This window comes from Pseudomonas sp. 273, assembly GCF_029201425.1.
Lineage (GTDB): Bacteria > Pseudomonadota > Gammaproteobacteria > Pseudomonadales > Pseudomonadaceae > Pseudomonas > Pseudomonas delhiensis.
The window spans coordinates 4,911,120-4,925,642 of record NZ_CP116775.1 but is presented as its reverse complement, the minus strand read 5'-3'; the positions used below and the strand labels follow the sequence as shown (position 1 = coordinate 4,925,642).

The window sequence follows — 14,523 nt, the reverse complement described above, 5'->3', positions numbered from 1 at the left end:
GCGCCGCGTAGGTTCGCCGGCGGGGCGCAGGAGCGGGTCAGCGCTCACCGATCTGCACCTCGGCCTCGACCGACATGCCCGGGCGGATCAGGCCCTTGAGCGGGTTGTCGGCGGCGAAGGTGATCTTCACCGGGATGCGTTGCACCACCTTGGTGAAGTTGCCGGTGGCGTTGTCCGGCGGCAGCAGGCTGAACTGGGCGCCGGAGGCGGCGAAGAGGCTGTCCACGCAGCCTTCGATGGGCGTGTCGGGGAAGCTGTCGAGGATCAGCCGGGCCTTCTGCCCCGGGCGCATGTGGCCGACCTGGGTCTCCTTGAAGTTGGCCTGCACCCAGATGCCTTCATCGGGCACCAGCGCCAGCAACTGGCTGCCGACCTGCACGTACTGCCCCACCCGCGCGCCGCGCTGGCCGACCAGGCCGGCCACCGGGGCGCGGATCTCGGTGCGCGCCAGGTTGATCTCGGCCTGGGCGATCTCCGCCCGGGAGGCGTCGATCTGTGCCTGCAGGCGCTTGATGTCGGCGTTCAGGGCGTCGACCTGGATGCGCTGGGCCTGCAGGTCGGCCTGGGCCTTGGCCACTTGCGAGCGGGCGACGTGGGAGTCGGCGGTCAGGGTGGTGACGCGTTCCTCGGAAACGTAGCCGGGCTTGCGCAGGGTCTGGGCGCGGTTGAGGTCGATCTGGGTGCGGCCGAAGGTGGCCTGGGTGGCGTTCAGGTCGGCCTCGCTGGCGGCGATCGTGCTGCCCTGGCCCTTCAGCTTGCTGCGCGCCTGGGCCAGCTCCGCCTCGTGGGTGGCCAGGGCGGCCCTGGCGCGGTCCAGGGCCAGGCGGAAGTCGGCGTCCTCCAGCTTGACCAGCAGTTGGCCCTTTTCCACGTGCTGGTTGTCGGTGACCAGCACCTGGTCGATGCGCGCGCCCAACTGGCTGGCGATGCGGGTGATCTCGCCCTGGACGTAGGCGTTGTCGGTGGTTTCCTGGAAGCGGCCGATGAAGTACCAGCGCGCCAGGAAGGCCAGGGCGACCAGGCAGAAGAGGGCGAAGAAGATGCTCAGGCGGCGTTTCAATTGTGCAGGCATGATAAACGAGCGTTTGTTTGGCGGAATTTTTCCGCCAATGTAACAGTGTTCCCGGCCGGGGCGCAGTCGCTACAATTCGGAAACTTTGTTGTTTATAGGGAACAATAATGGGGCTGGATGATGCGCTGATCTTCACCCGGGTCGTGGAGTTCCACAGTTTCACCCAGGCCGCCCACAGCCTGGGCATGCAGAAGTCCACGGTGAGCCGGCGCATCGCGTTGCTGGAAGAGCGCCTGGGCGTGCGCCTGCTCAATCGCACCACGCGCAAGCTGCGCCTGACCGAGGTGGGGCAGGCCTACTACGACCGTTGCCGGCAGATCATGCTCGACTTCGCCGAGGCCGAGCAGGCGGTGATGCAGCTGCAGCAAGAACCGTCCGGCCTGCTGCGCATCACCGCGCCCATCGAGTTCGGCCAGATGTACCTGGGCGAGGTGCTCGGCGACTTCATGCGCCTCTATCCGCAGATCACCGCCGAGGTGGAGCTCAGCTCGCGCACCGTCGACCCGCTGGAGGAGGGCATGGACATCGCCATCACCGTCGGCCAGCCGGAGGACTCGACGCTGATCGCCCGCCGCCTGCTGGTGACCAGCCGCTGCCTGTGCGCCAGCCCCGGCTACCTGGAGCAGCACGGGCGGCCGCTGCACGTCGAGGACCTGGCGCGGCATCGCGCGGTGCTGCTGGCCCAGGACTCGCAGCGCTACTGGCCGCTGCTGAACGAGAGCGTGCCCTGCCAGCGGGTGCTGTCCTGCAACAATATCTCCTTCGCCCGCGAGGCGGTGCTGGCCGGGGCGGGCATCGCCTCGCTGCCGGAGCTGATCGTCGACGCGGCACTGGAAAGCGGCCGCCTGGAACGCCTGCTGCCGGAGGTGCAACTGCCGATCGGCGAGCTCTATGCGGTCTACCCCTCGCGGCGCTTCCAGGCCATGAAGGTGAAGACCTTCCTCGACTACCTGATCCACCGCCTGCCCATCGACGAGGCCCATCGGCTGGAGCCGGGGGCGGCGCGCCTGATAACATCGCCCCCATGAATGCAGGCTATTGCCCGCATCTTTCATTCCGGTTTTCACGAGAGCTTTCATGACCACTGTCCGCACCCGCATCGCGCCGTCCCCCACCGGCGACCCGCACGTCGGCACCGCCTACATCGCGCTGTTCAACCTGTGCTTCGCCCGTCAGCACGGCGGCAAGTTCATCCTGCGCATCGAGGACACCGACCAGGTACGCTCCACCCGCGAGTCGGAACAGCAGATCTTCGACGCCCTGCGCTGGCTGGGCATCGAGTGGGACGAAGGCCCGGACGTCGGCGGCCCCCATGGCCCGTACCGGCAGAGCGAGCGGGGCGCCATCTACAAGCAGTACAGCGATGAGCTGGTGGAGAAGGGCCACGCCTTCCCCTGCTTCTGCTCCTCCGAGCGCCTCGACGCCATCCGCGCCGAGCAGCAGGCGCGCAAGGAAACCCCGCGCTACGACGGCCACTGCATGCACCTGCCGAAGGAAGAGTCGCAGCGCCGCATCGCCGCCGGCGAGTCCCACGTGGTGCGCATGAAGGTGCCGACCGAAGGCGTCTGCGTGGTCCCGGACATGCTCCGCGGCGACGTCGAGATCCCGTGGGACCGCATGGACATGCAGGTGCTGATGAAAGCCGACGGCCTGCCCACCTACTTCCTGGCCAACGTGGTCGACGACCACCTGATGGGCATCACCCACGTGCTGCGCGGCGAAGAGTGGCTGCCCTCGGCGCCCAAGCTGATCAAGCTGTACGAGTACTTCGGCTGGGAGCAGCCGGTGCTCTGCTACATGCCGCTGCTGCGCAACCCGGACAAGAGCAAGCTGTCCAAGCGCAAGAACCCCACCTCCATCACCTTCTACGAGCGCATGGGCTTCCTGCCCCAGGCGCTGCTGAACTACCTGGGCCGCATGGGCTGGTCGATGCCCGACGAGCGCGAGAAGTTCAGCCTGCAGGAGATGATCGACAACTTCGACCTGTCCCGCGTGTCCCTCGGCGGGCCGATCTTCGACATGGAGAAGCTGTCCTGGCTGAACGGCCAGTGGATCCGCGAGCAGTCGGTGGAGGAGTTCGCCCGGGAAGTGCAGAAGTGGGCGCTCAACCCCGGGTACCTGATGAAGATCGCCCCCCACGTCCAGGGCCGGGTGGAGAACTTCAGCCAGATCGCCCCGCTGGCCGGCTTCTTCTTCAGCGGCGGCGTGCCGCTGGACGCCAGGTTGTTCGAGCACAAGAAGCTCGACGCCACCCAGGTGCGCCAGGTCCTGCAACTGGTGCTGTGGAAGCTGGAAGCGTTGCGCCAGTGGGAGAAGGACAGGATCACCGCCTGCATCCAGGCGGTGGCCGAGCACCTGGGCCTTAAGTTGCGTGACGTCATGCCGCTGATGTTCCCGGCCATCACCGGCCATGCCAGCTCGGTGTCGGTGCTCGACGCCATGGAGATCCTCGGCGCCGACCTGTCGCGCTATCGCCTGCGCCAGGCCCTGGAGCTGCTGGGCGGGGCGTCGAAGAAGGAAGCCAAGGAGTGGGAGAAGATCCGCGACGCCATCGCCGGCTGACGGAAGCCTCCTGACAAAAGGCCGGCCGCCTCCGGGCGCCCGGCCTTTTTCATGTCCATAATCCGGGGGCGAATCCGCCATGCGCGGGGCCCGAAGTACCGGGCGAAGGGCGGGGGAAACCTGGGGGCTTTCCTAAGTGATTGTTCTTTGGGAGAAAAAATTTAAAAAAGTCGAAAATTCTTGTTGACAGGGTTACGCCTCACTCTTAAGATGCGCCCCGTTCCAGCGACGAACTGAACCACAGGGCGAAGCGGGAACGTAGATGTAGCGGTACTTTGGGGCTATAGCTCAGCTGGGAGAGCGCTTGCATGGCATGCAAGAGGTCGACGGTTCGATCCCGTCTAGCTCCACCAAATTACCAGTAGGTTTCGCCACTTCGCGGCGGAGCCGAAAATCGAAGGTTTGCGTCCCCTTCGTCTAGTGGCCTAGGACACCGCCCTTTCACGGCGGTAACAGGGGTTCGAGTCCCCTAGGGGACGCCACTTATTCCAGCGACGATGCGTTCGCGTCGTCCGCCAGAGTCATCTGGGGCTATAGCTCAGCTGGGAGAGCGCTTGCATGGCATGCAAGAGGTCGACGGTTCGATCCCGTCTAGCTCCACCAAATCGCCAGGGTTCGCCAAGTGCGGATTTCCTCGAAGGTTACGTCCCCTTCGTCTAGTGGCCTAGGACACCGCCCTTTCACGGCGGTAACAGGGGTTCGAGTCCCCTAGGGGACGCCAATTTTCCCGCTCTGCGGGGCCTATAGGGTCACTCAATTTTCGAGTGGCCCTTTTGTTTTTCCCCTTCCGAAAACCTTGCTGCCCGACCGACGGTCGTCTTCGCCGCTTGCCGATTTTTATTATAAGCATAATATTTCACTCATAATATTTTTGGAGGCCGCCATGAGCCGCAAGACCGCCAGCAGTGAAAAGGCCGTAAGTGAGAAGAAGGCCCAGACCCGCGAGCGCATCCTCTGCGCCGCGGCCGACGCCCTGGTCCGCCGTGGGCCGCTGGAGCCCAGCGTCAGCGAAGTGATGGGCGCCGCCGGGCTGACCGTCGGCGGCTTCTACGCGCACTTCCAGAGCAAGGACGCGCTGATGCTGGAGGCCTTCCGCCACCTGCTGTCGACGCGCCGGGCCAAGCTGAAGCACTTCGACCCGGACATGCCGTTCAGCGAGCGCCGGCAACTGGTCGCGGCCTTCTACCTGTCGCGCAGGCACCGCGACAGCGAGGAGCCGGGCTGCCCCATCCCCAGTTCCCTGGGCGACATGGCGCAATTGCCGGAGAGCTTCCACGAAGCCCTGGCCGAACATCTCGAACTCATGGTCGCCGAGCTGGCCGAGCGTCCCGAGGACGCCGACACCGTGCTCGCCGACATCGCCCTGATGGTGGGCGGACTGGCATTGGCGCGGGCCCTGGGCCCGGGCGACCTGTCCGACCGTGTCCTGCGTGCCGCCAAGAAAGCGGTGAATTGAGACCTCTAAGGAGGACCTGGCAATGAGCAGCTTGACCTGGATCCGTGGCGTCAACGCCACCCTGGGGCGTGTGGCGCCGGAATGGGCGGCGCGGCGCATGCGTGAAATCTTCATGAGCCCGCGGGCGCTGCCGCCGCGCGACTGGGAGCTGCCGCTGCTGGCCAGTTCCGAGCGCATCACCCTGCGCTTCGGCCTCTCCGCGCTGCGCTGGGGCGAAGGCCCGGCGGTGCTGCTGATGCACGGTTGGGAGGGGCGGCCGACACAGTTCGCCCACCTGATCCGCGAGTTGGTCGGCGCCGGTTATGCCGTGGTGGCGCTGGATGGCCCGGCCCATGGCCGTTCGCCGGGGCGCGAAGCCCATCCGCTGCTGTTCGCCCGCGCCTTGCTGGAGGCCGCCAGCGAGCTGCCGCCGCTGCGCGCGGTGATCGGTCACTCCATGGGCGGCGCCAGTGCCTTGCTGGCCACCCAGATGGGGCTGCGCACCGAGGCGCTGGTCAGCATAGCCGCGCCGAGCCGGGTCATTTCCGTGTTGCGCCGCTTCGGCAGCTTCATGGGGTTGCCGACCGAGGCGCGGTATCGCTTCATCCGTCAGGTCGAGGCCTACACCGGCATGCCGGCGGCGCAGCTGGACGTAAGCCGCTACACGCTGGGCATGCCCGGCCTGGTGGTGCACGCCGAAGACGATCCGCAGGTGCCGGTGGAAGACGCCCAGGACATCCATGCGGCCTGGCCACGCAGCCGCCTGCTGCGCCTGGAAGGCGGCGGCCACCAGCGCGTGCTGGCCGACCCGCGCCTGAGCGACGCCGTGCTGGCGCTGCTGGAGGGCCAGGAAGAGCAGCACCTGCTGCCCCTGGCGCTGGCCTCCTGACGACAGGGGAGGGGCAGGACGCCGCCGAGCCCTGTAAACTGCCGGCTTCGATCATGCGGCCGGGTCCCCGGACCCGGCCCCGGAATGGAGCAAGCGCATGGCCTGGGACCTGCCCGAACCCTTCGTCATCGACATCAGCGTGGGCGCCGAGGACATCGACGGCCTCGGCCACGCCAACAACGCCGTCTACGTCAGCTGGCTGGAGCGCTGCGCCTGGCGCCACTCGCAGCGCCTGGGCCTGGACCTGGCCGAATACCGCCGCCTCGACCGCGCCATGGCGGTGGTGCGCCACGAAATCGACTACCTCGCCGCCGCCTATGAGGGCGAGGAACTGCAGATGGGCACCTGGATCGTCGAGTCCGACCAGAAGCTGCGCATGGACCGCCGCTTCCAGCTGGTGCGCCCGGCCGACGGCGTGACCCTGCTGCGCGCCCGCACCACCTTCGTCTGCATCGAGCTCTCCAGCGGCAGGCCCAAGCGCATGCCGGCCGAGTTCATCGAAGGCTATGGTCGCGCGCTGCTCGGCGCCACGCCGGCCTGACGGCGCTTTGCGCGGGCGGTGACTGCCCCTAGAATTCGCCGCCTTCGATACTAAAGGTTCCCTGCCGTGCAAATTGCCCTGGCCCCGATGGAGGGGCTGGTCGACGAAATCCTCCGCGACGTGCTGACCCGCGTCGGCGGCATCGACTGGTGCGTCACCGAGTTCATCCGCGTCACCGACCGCCTGCACCCGCTCGCCACCTACGAGAAGCTGGCGCCGGAACTGCTGCACGGCAGCCGCACCCGCGCCGGCACGCCGATGCGCGTGCAGTTCCTCGGCTCCGACCCGCAATGCCTGGCGGAAAACGCCGCCTACGCCTGCGAGCTGGGCGCGCCGGTGATCGACCTGAACTTCGGCTGCCCGGCGAAGACGGTGAACAAGTCCCGCGGCGGCGCCGTCCTGCTCAAGGAGCCGGAGCTGATGTTCGCCATCGTCGAGGCCGTGCGCCGCGCGGTGCCGGCGCACATCCCGGTGACCTCGAAGATGCGCCTGGGCTACGAGGCCCCCGACGGCGCGCTGGATTGCGCCCGCGCCCTGGCCGACGGCGGTTCCGCCCACGTGGTGGTCCACGCGCGGACCAAGACCGATGGCTACAAGCCGCCGGCGCACTGGGAATGGGTGGCGAAGGTGGCGGACGCGGTGAAGGTGCCGGTGTTCGCCAACGGCGAGGTCTGGACCCTCGATGACTACCTGCGCTGCCGCGCCATCAGCGGCGTCGACGACATCATGCTCGGCCGCGGCCTGGTCTCGCGCCCCGACCTGGCCCGGCAGATAGCCGCCTGGCGCGAGGGCAGGGACGTGCAGCCGATGCCCTGGCACGAAGTGCGCGTGCTGCTCGACGACTTCTGGCGCCAGGCCCGGCTCAAGCTGGCGCCACGCTACGCGCCGGGGCGCCTGAAGCAGTGGCTGGGCATGCTCACCCGCAGCTATCCCGAGGCGCTGGAACTGTTTGCGCAGATTCGCCGCGAGAGCGACTGCGAGCTGATCGACCGGCTGCTGCAGGTCGAGGTGGAAGAGGCCGCGTAGCCGAGGCGTTTCCGGTAGTGGCGAGCGGGTTGTCCGGCATAGGTGGGGAATTCGGCGCCAACCTGTAGGAGCGGGCCCTGCCCGCGATTCGCGCGCAGGGCGCGCTCCTACAAGGGTACGGTGTATGGGGGGATCTCATCCGCGAACCGTGCCGGAACCCCGGCTATCGCGGACAAGGTCCTACGACGGGTGCCTTTCGTAGGGCGGATAACCGTTCGCGGTTATCCGCCGTTGGCTGGGGCGCCGATGTCTGCCGAGCGGCGGATAACGCCATAGGCGTTATGCGCCCTACGCGGGAGCCCGATAGGCCATGGCGATGGGTATCGCTTCGCTCAACGCCATCCTGCGAGGTGTTCCTTGTAGGAGCGGACTCCGTCCGCGATATGTCGATCCCGGGCAGCGCAATCGCGGATAAATCCGCTCCTACAGTTCGCCGTGAGGCATGGGCGTTTCCCCGCTACCGCCCACCACTGACATCGATGAAGCTCCCGGTGCTGTAGCTCGACTCGTCCCCGGCCAGGAACAGGATCGCCCGCGCCACTTCCTCCGCCTGGCCGCCGCGGCCCAGCGGAATGGCGCTCTTCAGCCGTTCCACGCGCCCCGGCTCGCCGCCGCTGGCGTGGATTTCCGTGTCGATCAGTCCCGGGCGCACGGCGTTGACGCGAATGCCCTCGGCCGCCACTTCCTTGGCCAGGCCGATGGTCATGCTGTCGATGGCGCCCTTGGCCGCGGCGTAGTCGATGTACTCGTTGGGCGAGCCCAGGCGCGAGGCCATGGAGGACACGTTGACGATGCTGCCGCCCGCGCCACCATGGGACCTGGCCATGCGCCGCACCGCCTCGCGGGCGCAGAGGAAGCTGCCGGTGACGTTCACCGCGAACACCCGCTGCAGGCGCGCCGCGTCCATCTCCTCCAGGCGCATCTGGCGCTCCAGCATGCCGGCGTTGTTCACCAGCGCGTCGAGGCGGCCGAAGGCCTTGTCGACGGCCAGGAACAGCCGCACCACCTCGGCCTCCTCGGCGACGTCCGCGGCGAAGGCCTCGGCCCGGCCGCCGGCCTCGCGAATGCGCCGGACCAGGGCTTCGGCCGCTTCACCGCGTTGGCGGTAGTTGATGGCAACGGCATAGCCGCGTTCCGCGGCGAGCAGCGCAGTGGCGGCACCGATGCCGCGGCTGGCGCCGGTGATCAGCATGACTTTGCGCATGTGGCGGTTCCTTCTGCTAGGGGGCTTGAAAGGCGCCGTTGCGCCCCTATCTGTATTCGTGCGGGAGGCCGAAACCGGGTCCCGCTCCCGGAGTCCTGCAGACAGGCTCCATAGATGACCTTGCTGAATTATTCAGGAGATTCGCATGAGCAACGTACTTTCTCTCGCACCGCTGTTCCGCCAGTCCGTCGGTTTCGATCGTTTCAATGATTTGTTCGAGTCCGCCCTGCGCAGCGAAAGCGGCAGTTCCTACCCGCCCTACAACGTCGAGAAGCATGGTGACGACCAGTACCGCATCGTGGTCGCCGCCGCCGGCCTGCAGGAAGAGGACCTGGAGCTGCAAGTGGAGCGTGGCGTGCTGACCGTCACCGGTGGCAAGCGCGAGAAAGCTTCCGAGGGTGTCACCTACCTGCACCAGGGTATCGCCCAGCGCGCCTTCAAGCTGTCCTTCCGCCTCGCCGACCATATCGAGGTCCAGGGCGCATCGCTGAAGAACGGCCTGCTGAGCATCGAACTGGTACGCATCGTTCCCGAGGAAGCCAAGCCCAAGCGGATTGCCATCAACGGCCAGCGTCCCGCGCTGGAGGGTTGATGGTCCAGCCATGAAAAAGGCGCCGGAAGGCGCCTTTTTCTTTTCCGCCGTTTCAGACCACGCAGGCCATGGGTGCCACCGCCTGGGCGTCGAGCAGCGCCATGAAGGCGCGCGCGGCGTTGGACAGGGTGCGCTCGGTGTGCAGGATGTAGCCCAGCTGGCGGCTGAGCTGGATGTCCTGCAGCGGCAGGCGCACCACGGTCTCGTCGAGCATGGTGCGCGGCAGCACGCTCCAGGCCAGGCCGATGGAAACCATCATCTTGATGGTCTCCATATAGTTGGTGCTCATGCCGATGTTCGGCGTCAGCCCCTCGGCCTCGAACATGCGCCGCACGATATGGTGGGTGAAGGTGTTGCCGCCGGGGAACACCGCCGGGTGCCGCGCCACGTCGGCGAGGAACACCGGGCCCTGCATGGCCAGCGGGTGCTCGGGGGCGGCGACGAAGTCCAGCGGGTCGTCCCACACCGGCACCGCGCGCACCGGCTCGGCGGTTTCCGGGGCCAGGGTGATCACCGCCAGCTCGGCGCGGCCGTGGAGGATTTCCTCGTAGGCCACTTCCGAGTCACAGAACTGGATATCCAGCGCCACCTGCGGGTGCGCCCGGGTGAAGGCGCGCAGCAGCGTCGGCAGGCGGTGCAGGCCGATGTGGTGGCTGGTGGCGAGCACCAGGCGGCCGCTGACCTCGCCACTGAGGTTGGTCAGTGCGCGGCGAGTGTCGTCCAGCACGTTGAGTATCTGGTAGGCACGCGGCAGCAGGGCGCGGCCGGCTTCGGTCAGGCTCACCTCGCGGCCGACGCGGTCGAACAGACGTACGCCCAGCTGGCTCTCCAGGGCGGCGATGCGCTTGCTCACCGCCGGCTGCGTCAGGTGCAGGCGCTCGCCGGCCTCGGAAAAGCTGCCGGACTCGGCGATGGCGAGGAAGGTGTTGAGGCTGGTCAGGTCCATTTTTTGGAGCTCCAAGCGGCAAGCCGCAAGCTTCAAGAAAAGCTGCGGCGTTCGCTTGCAGCTTGTGGCTTGAAGCTTATAGCTGGATGGATTCCATTTGGGAATCCTTCGGATGAAAAATATGAATTTGAGTTATTCGTCGACAGACCATAGCATCATCCCCACAAGCCCAAGGGGCATAGAAATACGCTGATGAGGAATCTCTGATGGCCGGCAAGACGCTCTACGACAAACTCTGGGAACTGCACGAGGTGAAGCGCCGCGATGATGGTTCGTCGCTGATCTACATCGACCGCCACATCCTCCACGAAGTGACCTCGCCGCAGGCCTTCGAAGGCCTGCGCCTGGCCGGCCGCAAGCCGTGGCGCATCGACGCCAACATCGCCACCCCGGACCACAACGTGCCGACCACCCAGGCCGAGCGCAAGGGCGGCCTGCAAGCCATCGCCGACGAAGTCTCGCGCATCCAGGTCATGACCCTGGACGAGAACTGCGACGACTTCGGCATCCTCGAATTCAAGATGAACGACGTGCGCCAGGGCATCGTCCACGTGGTCGGCCCGGAGCAGGGCGCGACCCTGCCGGGCATGACCGTGGTCTGCGGCGACTCGCACACCTCCACCCACGGCGCCTTCGGTGCGCTGGCCCACGGCATCGGCACCTCCGAGGTCGAGCACGTGCTCGCCACCCAGTGCCTGGTGGCCAAGAAGATGAAGAACATGCAGGTGCGCGTGGAGGGCAAGCTGCCCTTCGGCGTGACCGCCAAGGACATCGTCCTCGCGGTGATCGGCAAGATCGGCACCGCCGGCGGCAACGGCCATGCCCTGGAGTTCGCCGGCAGCGCCATTCGCGAGCTGTCCATGGAAGGCCGCATGACCATCTGCAACATGTCCATCGAGGCCGGTGCCCGCGTCGGCATGGTGGCCTGCGACGAGAAGACCATCGCCTACGTGAAAGGCCGGCCGTTCGCCCCGCAGGGCGCCGACTGGGACAAGGCCGTGGAAGCCTGGAGCGACCTGGTCTCCGACGCCGACGCCCACTTCGACACCATCGTCGAGCTGCGCGCCGAGGACATCAAGCCGCAGGTCAGTTGGGGCACCTCTCCGGAAATGGTCCTGGCCGTCGACCAGAACGTGCCGGACCCGGCCGTCGAAGCCGACCCGGTCAAGCGCGACTCCATCGTCCGCGCCCTCAAGTACATGGGCCTGAGCGCCAACCAGGCGATCACCGACATCCAGCTCGACCGGGTGTTCATCGGCTCCTGCACCAACTCGCGGATCGAAGACCTGCGCGCCGCCGCCGCCGTGGCCAAGGGCCGCAAGGTCGCCGCCACCGTCAAGCAGGCGCTGGTGGTGCCGGGCTCCGGCCTGGTCAAGGCGCAGGCCGAACAGGAAGGCCTGGACAAGATCTTCCTCGAAGCCGGCTTCGAATGGCGTGAACCGGGCTGCTCCATGTGCCTGGCGATGAACCCGGACCGCCTGGAGAGCGGCGAGCATTGCGCGTCCACCTCCAACCGCAACTTCGAGGGCCGCCAGGGCGCCGGTGGCCGCACCCACCTGGTGAGCCCGGCGATGGCCGCCGCCGCCGCGGTGACCGGCCGCTTCATCGACGTCCGTGAATTGATGCAGGCCTGAGGAGACCGAACATGAAAGCCTTTACCCAGCACACCGGTCTCGTCGCGCCGCTCGACCGCGCCAACGTCGATACCGACCAGATCATTCCCAAGCAATTCCTCAAGTCGATCAAGCGCACCGGCTTCGGCCCCAACCTGTTCGACGAGTGGCGCTACCTGGACGTCGGCCAGCCGAACCAGGACAACTCCAGGCGCCCGATCAACCAGGACTTCGTGCTGAACTTCCCGCGCTACCAGGGCGCCAGCGTGCTCCTGGCCCGCGAGAACTTCGGTTGCGGCTCCTCCCGCGAGCACGCGCCCTGGGCGCTGGACGAGTACGGTTTCCGCACCGTGATCGCGCCGAGCTTCGCCGACATCTTCTTCAACAACAGCTTCAAGAACGGCCTGCTGCCGATCATCCTGAAGGACGAGGAAGTCGACGAACTCTTCCAGCAGTGCGAGGCCACCGAGGGCTACCAACTGACCGTCGACCTCGCCGCGCAGACCGTGACCCGCCCGGACGGCAAGCAGTACCACTTCGAAGTGGATGCCTTCCGCAAGCACTGCCTGCTCAACGGCCTGGACGACATCGGCCTGACCCTCCAGGCCGCGGACGCCATCCGCGACTTCGAGACCGGCTACAAGCAGCGCCAGCCCTGGTTGTTCCGCGACGCCTGAATGGCGTCGCACCACGAGGAGAAAACCATGACCCAGAGTCGCCATGAAGCCGTGGTCGAGCGCCAGTTCGGCGCCCAGGCCAACGCGTACCTGAACAGCGCCGTGCACGCCCAGGGCGAGGAGTTCGCCCAACTGCGCGAGCGACTGTCGGCGACCCGCGGCGCCCGCGTGCTGGACCTGGGTTGCGGGGCGGGGCACGTGAGCTTCCATGTCGCGCCGCTGGCCGGCGAAGTGGTGGCCTACGACCTCTCCGAGCAGATGCTCGCCGTGGTGGCCTCGGCCGCTGCCGAGCGCGGCCTGGGCAACATCCTTACGCACCAGGGCGTGGCCGAGCAGCTGCCGTTCGAGGACGGCGAGTTCGACTTCGTCTTCAGCCGCTACTCGGCCCACCACTGGCGCGACGTCGGCCAGGCCCTGCGCGAAGTGCGCCGGGTGCTGAAGCCGGGCGGCACGGCCTGCTTCATCGACGTGGCAGCCCCCGGGCTGCCGTTGCTGGACACCCACCTGCAGGCGGTGGAAGTGCTGCGCGACACCAGCCACGTGCGCGACTATTCGCCGTCCGAGTGGGCGCGCCTGGTCGGCGAGGCGGGGCTGGCGGTCAGCGCCTGCACGCGCCAGCGCCTGCGCCTGGAGTTCACTTCCTGGGTCGAGCGCATGCGCACGCCGGAAGTGATGCGCCAGGCCATCCGCGCCCTGCAGCTTTCCGTGGGCGACGAGGTGCGCGAGTATTTCGAGATCGACGCCGAGGGTTCCTTCAGCACCGACGTGCTGGTGCTCTGGGCGACAAAATAACGGCTGCAGGCGGCAGGCTATAGGCGGCAGGAAAAAGCCTGAAGCCTGTGGCCTGCAGCCTGTAGCCTCTTTTCGAAGGAAAAAATTGATGAGCAAACAGATTCTGGTTCTCCCCGGCGACGGCATCGGCCCGGAAATCATGGCCGAGGCGGTCAAGGTTCTCGAACTGGCCAACGACAAGTTCCAGCTGGGCTTCGAGCTGACCGAGGACGTCATCGGCGGCGCCGCCATCGACAAGCACGGCGTGCCGCTGGCCGACGAGACCCTGGAGCGCGCCCGCGCGGCCGACGCCGTGCTGCTGGGCGCCGTGGGCGGGCCGAAGTGGGACAGGATCGAGCGTGACATCCGCCCCGAGCGCGGCCTGCTGAAGATCCGTTCGCAACTGGGCCTGTTCGCCAACCTGCGCCCGGCCATCCTCTACCCGCAACTGGCCGACGCCTCCAGCCTGAAGCCGGAAATCGTCGCCGGCCTGGACATCCTCATCGTCCGCGAGCTGACCGGCGGCATCTACTTCGGCGCCCCGCGCGGCACCCGCGAGCTGGACAACGGCGAGCGCCAGTCCTACGACACCCTGCCGTACAGCGAAAGCGAGATCCGCCGCATCGCCCGCGTCGGCTTCGACATGGCCCGCGTGCGCGGCAAGAAACTGTGCTCGGTGGACAAGGCCAACGTCCTGGCCTCCAGCCAGCTGTGGCGCGAGATCGTCGAAGAAGTGGCCAAGGACTACCCGGACGTCGAGCTGAGCCACATGTACGTCGACAACGCCGCCATGCAACTGGTGCGCGCGCCCAAGCAGTTCGACGTGATGGTCACCGACAACATGTTCGGCGACATCCTGTCGGATGAGGCTTCCATGCTCACCGGTTCCATCGGCATGCTGCCTTCTGCGTCCCTGGACGCCAACAACAAGGGCATGTACGAGCCGTGCCACGGCTCGGCGCCGGACATCGCCGGCAAAGGCATCGCCAACCCGCTGGCGACCATCCTCTCGGTGTCCATGATGCTGCGCTACAGCTTCAACCAGGGCGCCGCGGCGAGCGCCATCGAGCAGGCGGTGAGCCAGGTCCTCGACCAGGGCCTGCGCACCGGCGACATCTGGTCCGAAGGCTGCCAGAAGGTCGGGACCCGCGAAATGGGCGATGCGGTAGTCGCCGCGCTGCGGAATCTGTAATCT

Annotated in this window: 14 protein-coding genes and 4 tRNA genes; 15 read left to right on the top strand and 3 right to left on the bottom strand. The window is 67.1% G+C overall.

All coding sequences use genetic code 11. The features are described from left to right. Nucleotides 1-37: 37 nt before the first annotated feature. Nucleotides 38-1,072 carry an HlyD family secretion protein gene (locus tag PKO50_RS22390; RefSeq protein WP_109933269.1) on the bottom strand — a complete coding sequence of 345 codons (1,035 nt, stop codon included), beginning with the start codon at nucleotides 1,070-1,072 and terminating at the stop codon, nucleotides 38-40. Between the two features lie 107 nt (nucleotides 1,073-1,179). Between PKO50_RS22390 and PKO50_RS22385 the strand changes: the two genes are divergently transcribed. The 10 genes from PKO50_RS22385 to PKO50_RS22340 all read left to right on the top strand — a co-directional run bounded on the left by PKO50_RS22385 (nucleotide 1,180) and on the right by PKO50_RS22340 (nucleotide 7,525). After that, on the top strand, nucleotides 1,180-2,100 hold the full coding sequence (locus PKO50_RS22385) for a LysR family transcriptional regulator (protein WP_275627255.1): 921 nt from the start codon (nucleotides 1,180-1,182) through the stop codon (nucleotides 2,098-2,100). A 49-nt stretch (nucleotides 2,101-2,149) separates the two neighbouring features. Continuing rightward, the gene (gltX, locus tag PKO50_RS22380) at nucleotides 2,150-3,634 is read left to right on the top strand and encodes a glutamate--tRNA ligase (protein WP_275627254.1); all 1,485 of its coding nucleotides are present in this window, start codon (nucleotides 2,150-2,152) and stop codon (nucleotides 3,632-3,634) included. 277 nt (nucleotides 3,635-3,911) lie between these two features. Beyond that, a tRNA-Ala gene (locus PKO50_RS22375) sits at nucleotides 3,912-3,987 on the top strand. 53 nt (nucleotides 3,988-4,040) lie between these two features. Next, a tRNA-Glu gene (locus tag PKO50_RS22370) sits at nucleotides 4,041-4,116 on the top strand. Nucleotides 4,117-4,161: 45 nt separating this feature from the next. After that, nucleotides 4,162-4,237: transfer RNA gene (locus PKO50_RS22365), tRNA-Ala, on the top strand. 42 nt (nucleotides 4,238-4,279) lie between these two features. Next, a tRNA-Glu gene (locus PKO50_RS22360) sits at nucleotides 4,280-4,355 on the top strand. A gap of 162 nt (nucleotides 4,356-4,517) precedes the next feature. Next, nucleotides 4,518-5,090: a TetR/AcrR family transcriptional regulator gene (locus tag PKO50_RS22355; protein ID WP_275627253.1), complete on the top strand. Its 573-nt coding sequence runs from the start codon at nucleotides 4,518-4,520 to the stop codon at nucleotides 5,088-5,090. Between the two features lie 22 nt (nucleotides 5,091-5,112). Continuing rightward, the gene (locus PKO50_RS22350; protein WP_109933266.1) at nucleotides 5,113-5,958 is read left to right on the top strand and encodes an alpha/beta fold hydrolase; all 846 of its coding nucleotides are present in this window, start codon (nucleotides 5,113-5,115) and stop codon (nucleotides 5,956-5,958) included. A gap of 97 nt (nucleotides 5,959-6,055) precedes the next feature. Continuing rightward, the gene (locus PKO50_RS22345) at nucleotides 6,056-6,499 is read left to right on the top strand and encodes a thioesterase family protein (protein ID WP_089393777.1); all 444 of its coding nucleotides are present in this window, start codon (nucleotides 6,056-6,058) and stop codon (nucleotides 6,497-6,499) included. Nucleotides 6,500-6,565: 66 nt separating this feature from the next. Continuing rightward, on the top strand, nucleotides 6,566-7,525 hold the full coding sequence (locus PKO50_RS22340) for a tRNA-dihydrouridine synthase (RefSeq protein ID WP_275627252.1): 960 nt from the start codon (nucleotides 6,566-6,568) through the stop codon (nucleotides 7,523-7,525). A 457-nt stretch (nucleotides 7,526-7,982) separates the two neighbouring features. Here PKO50_RS22340 and PKO50_RS22335 read toward each other — a convergent pair whose 3' ends face one another. Beyond that, nucleotides 7,983-8,729 (bottom strand): SDR family oxidoreductase, encoded by a 747-nt coding sequence (locus PKO50_RS22335; protein ID WP_275627251.1) that lies wholly within the window; start codon nucleotides 8,727-8,729, stop codon nucleotides 7,983-7,985. 145 nt (nucleotides 8,730-8,874) lie between these two features. On the opposite strand from PKO50_RS22335, the gene PKO50_RS22330 reads away from it, so the two are divergent. After that, a complete protein-coding gene (locus PKO50_RS22330) occupies nucleotides 8,875-9,321 on the top strand; it encodes an Hsp20 family protein (protein WP_109933263.1) in 447 nt (148 codons plus the stop codon). Between the two features lie 52 nt (nucleotides 9,322-9,373). On the opposite strand, the gene PKO50_RS22325 is transcribed toward PKO50_RS22330, so the two are convergent. Continuing rightward, nucleotides 9,374-10,267 carry a LysR family transcriptional regulator gene (locus tag PKO50_RS22325; protein ID WP_074984799.1) on the bottom strand — a complete coding sequence of 298 codons (894 nt, stop codon included), beginning with the start codon at nucleotides 10,265-10,267 and terminating at the stop codon, nucleotides 9,374-9,376. Between the two features lie 206 nt (nucleotides 10,268-10,473). Between PKO50_RS22325 and leuC the strand changes: the two genes are divergently transcribed. From leuC to leuB, 4 genes are all read left to right on the top strand, one after another. Beyond that, a complete protein-coding gene (leuC, locus tag PKO50_RS22320) occupies nucleotides 10,474-11,901 on the top strand; it encodes a 3-isopropylmalate dehydratase large subunit (protein ID WP_109933262.1) in 1,428 nt (475 codons plus the stop codon). Between the two features lie 11 nt (nucleotides 11,902-11,912). After that, entirely contained in the window at nucleotides 11,913-12,557 is a 645-nt protein-coding gene (leuD, locus tag PKO50_RS22315) for a 3-isopropylmalate dehydratase small subunit (protein WP_109933261.1), read from the top strand. Nucleotides 12,558-12,584: 27 nt separating this feature from the next. After that, nucleotides 12,585-13,349 carry a class I SAM-dependent methyltransferase gene (locus tag PKO50_RS22310; RefSeq protein ID WP_109933260.1) on the top strand — a complete coding sequence of 255 codons (765 nt, stop codon included), beginning with the start codon at nucleotides 12,585-12,587 and terminating at the stop codon, nucleotides 13,347-13,349. Between the two features lie 88 nt (nucleotides 13,350-13,437). After that, the gene (gene leuB / locus PKO50_RS22305; protein ID WP_109933259.1) at nucleotides 13,438-14,520 is read left to right on the top strand and encodes a 3-isopropylmalate dehydrogenase; all 1,083 of its coding nucleotides are present in this window, start codon (nucleotides 13,438-13,440) and stop codon (nucleotides 14,518-14,520) included. Nucleotides 14,521-14,523: the final 3 nt, after the last annotated feature.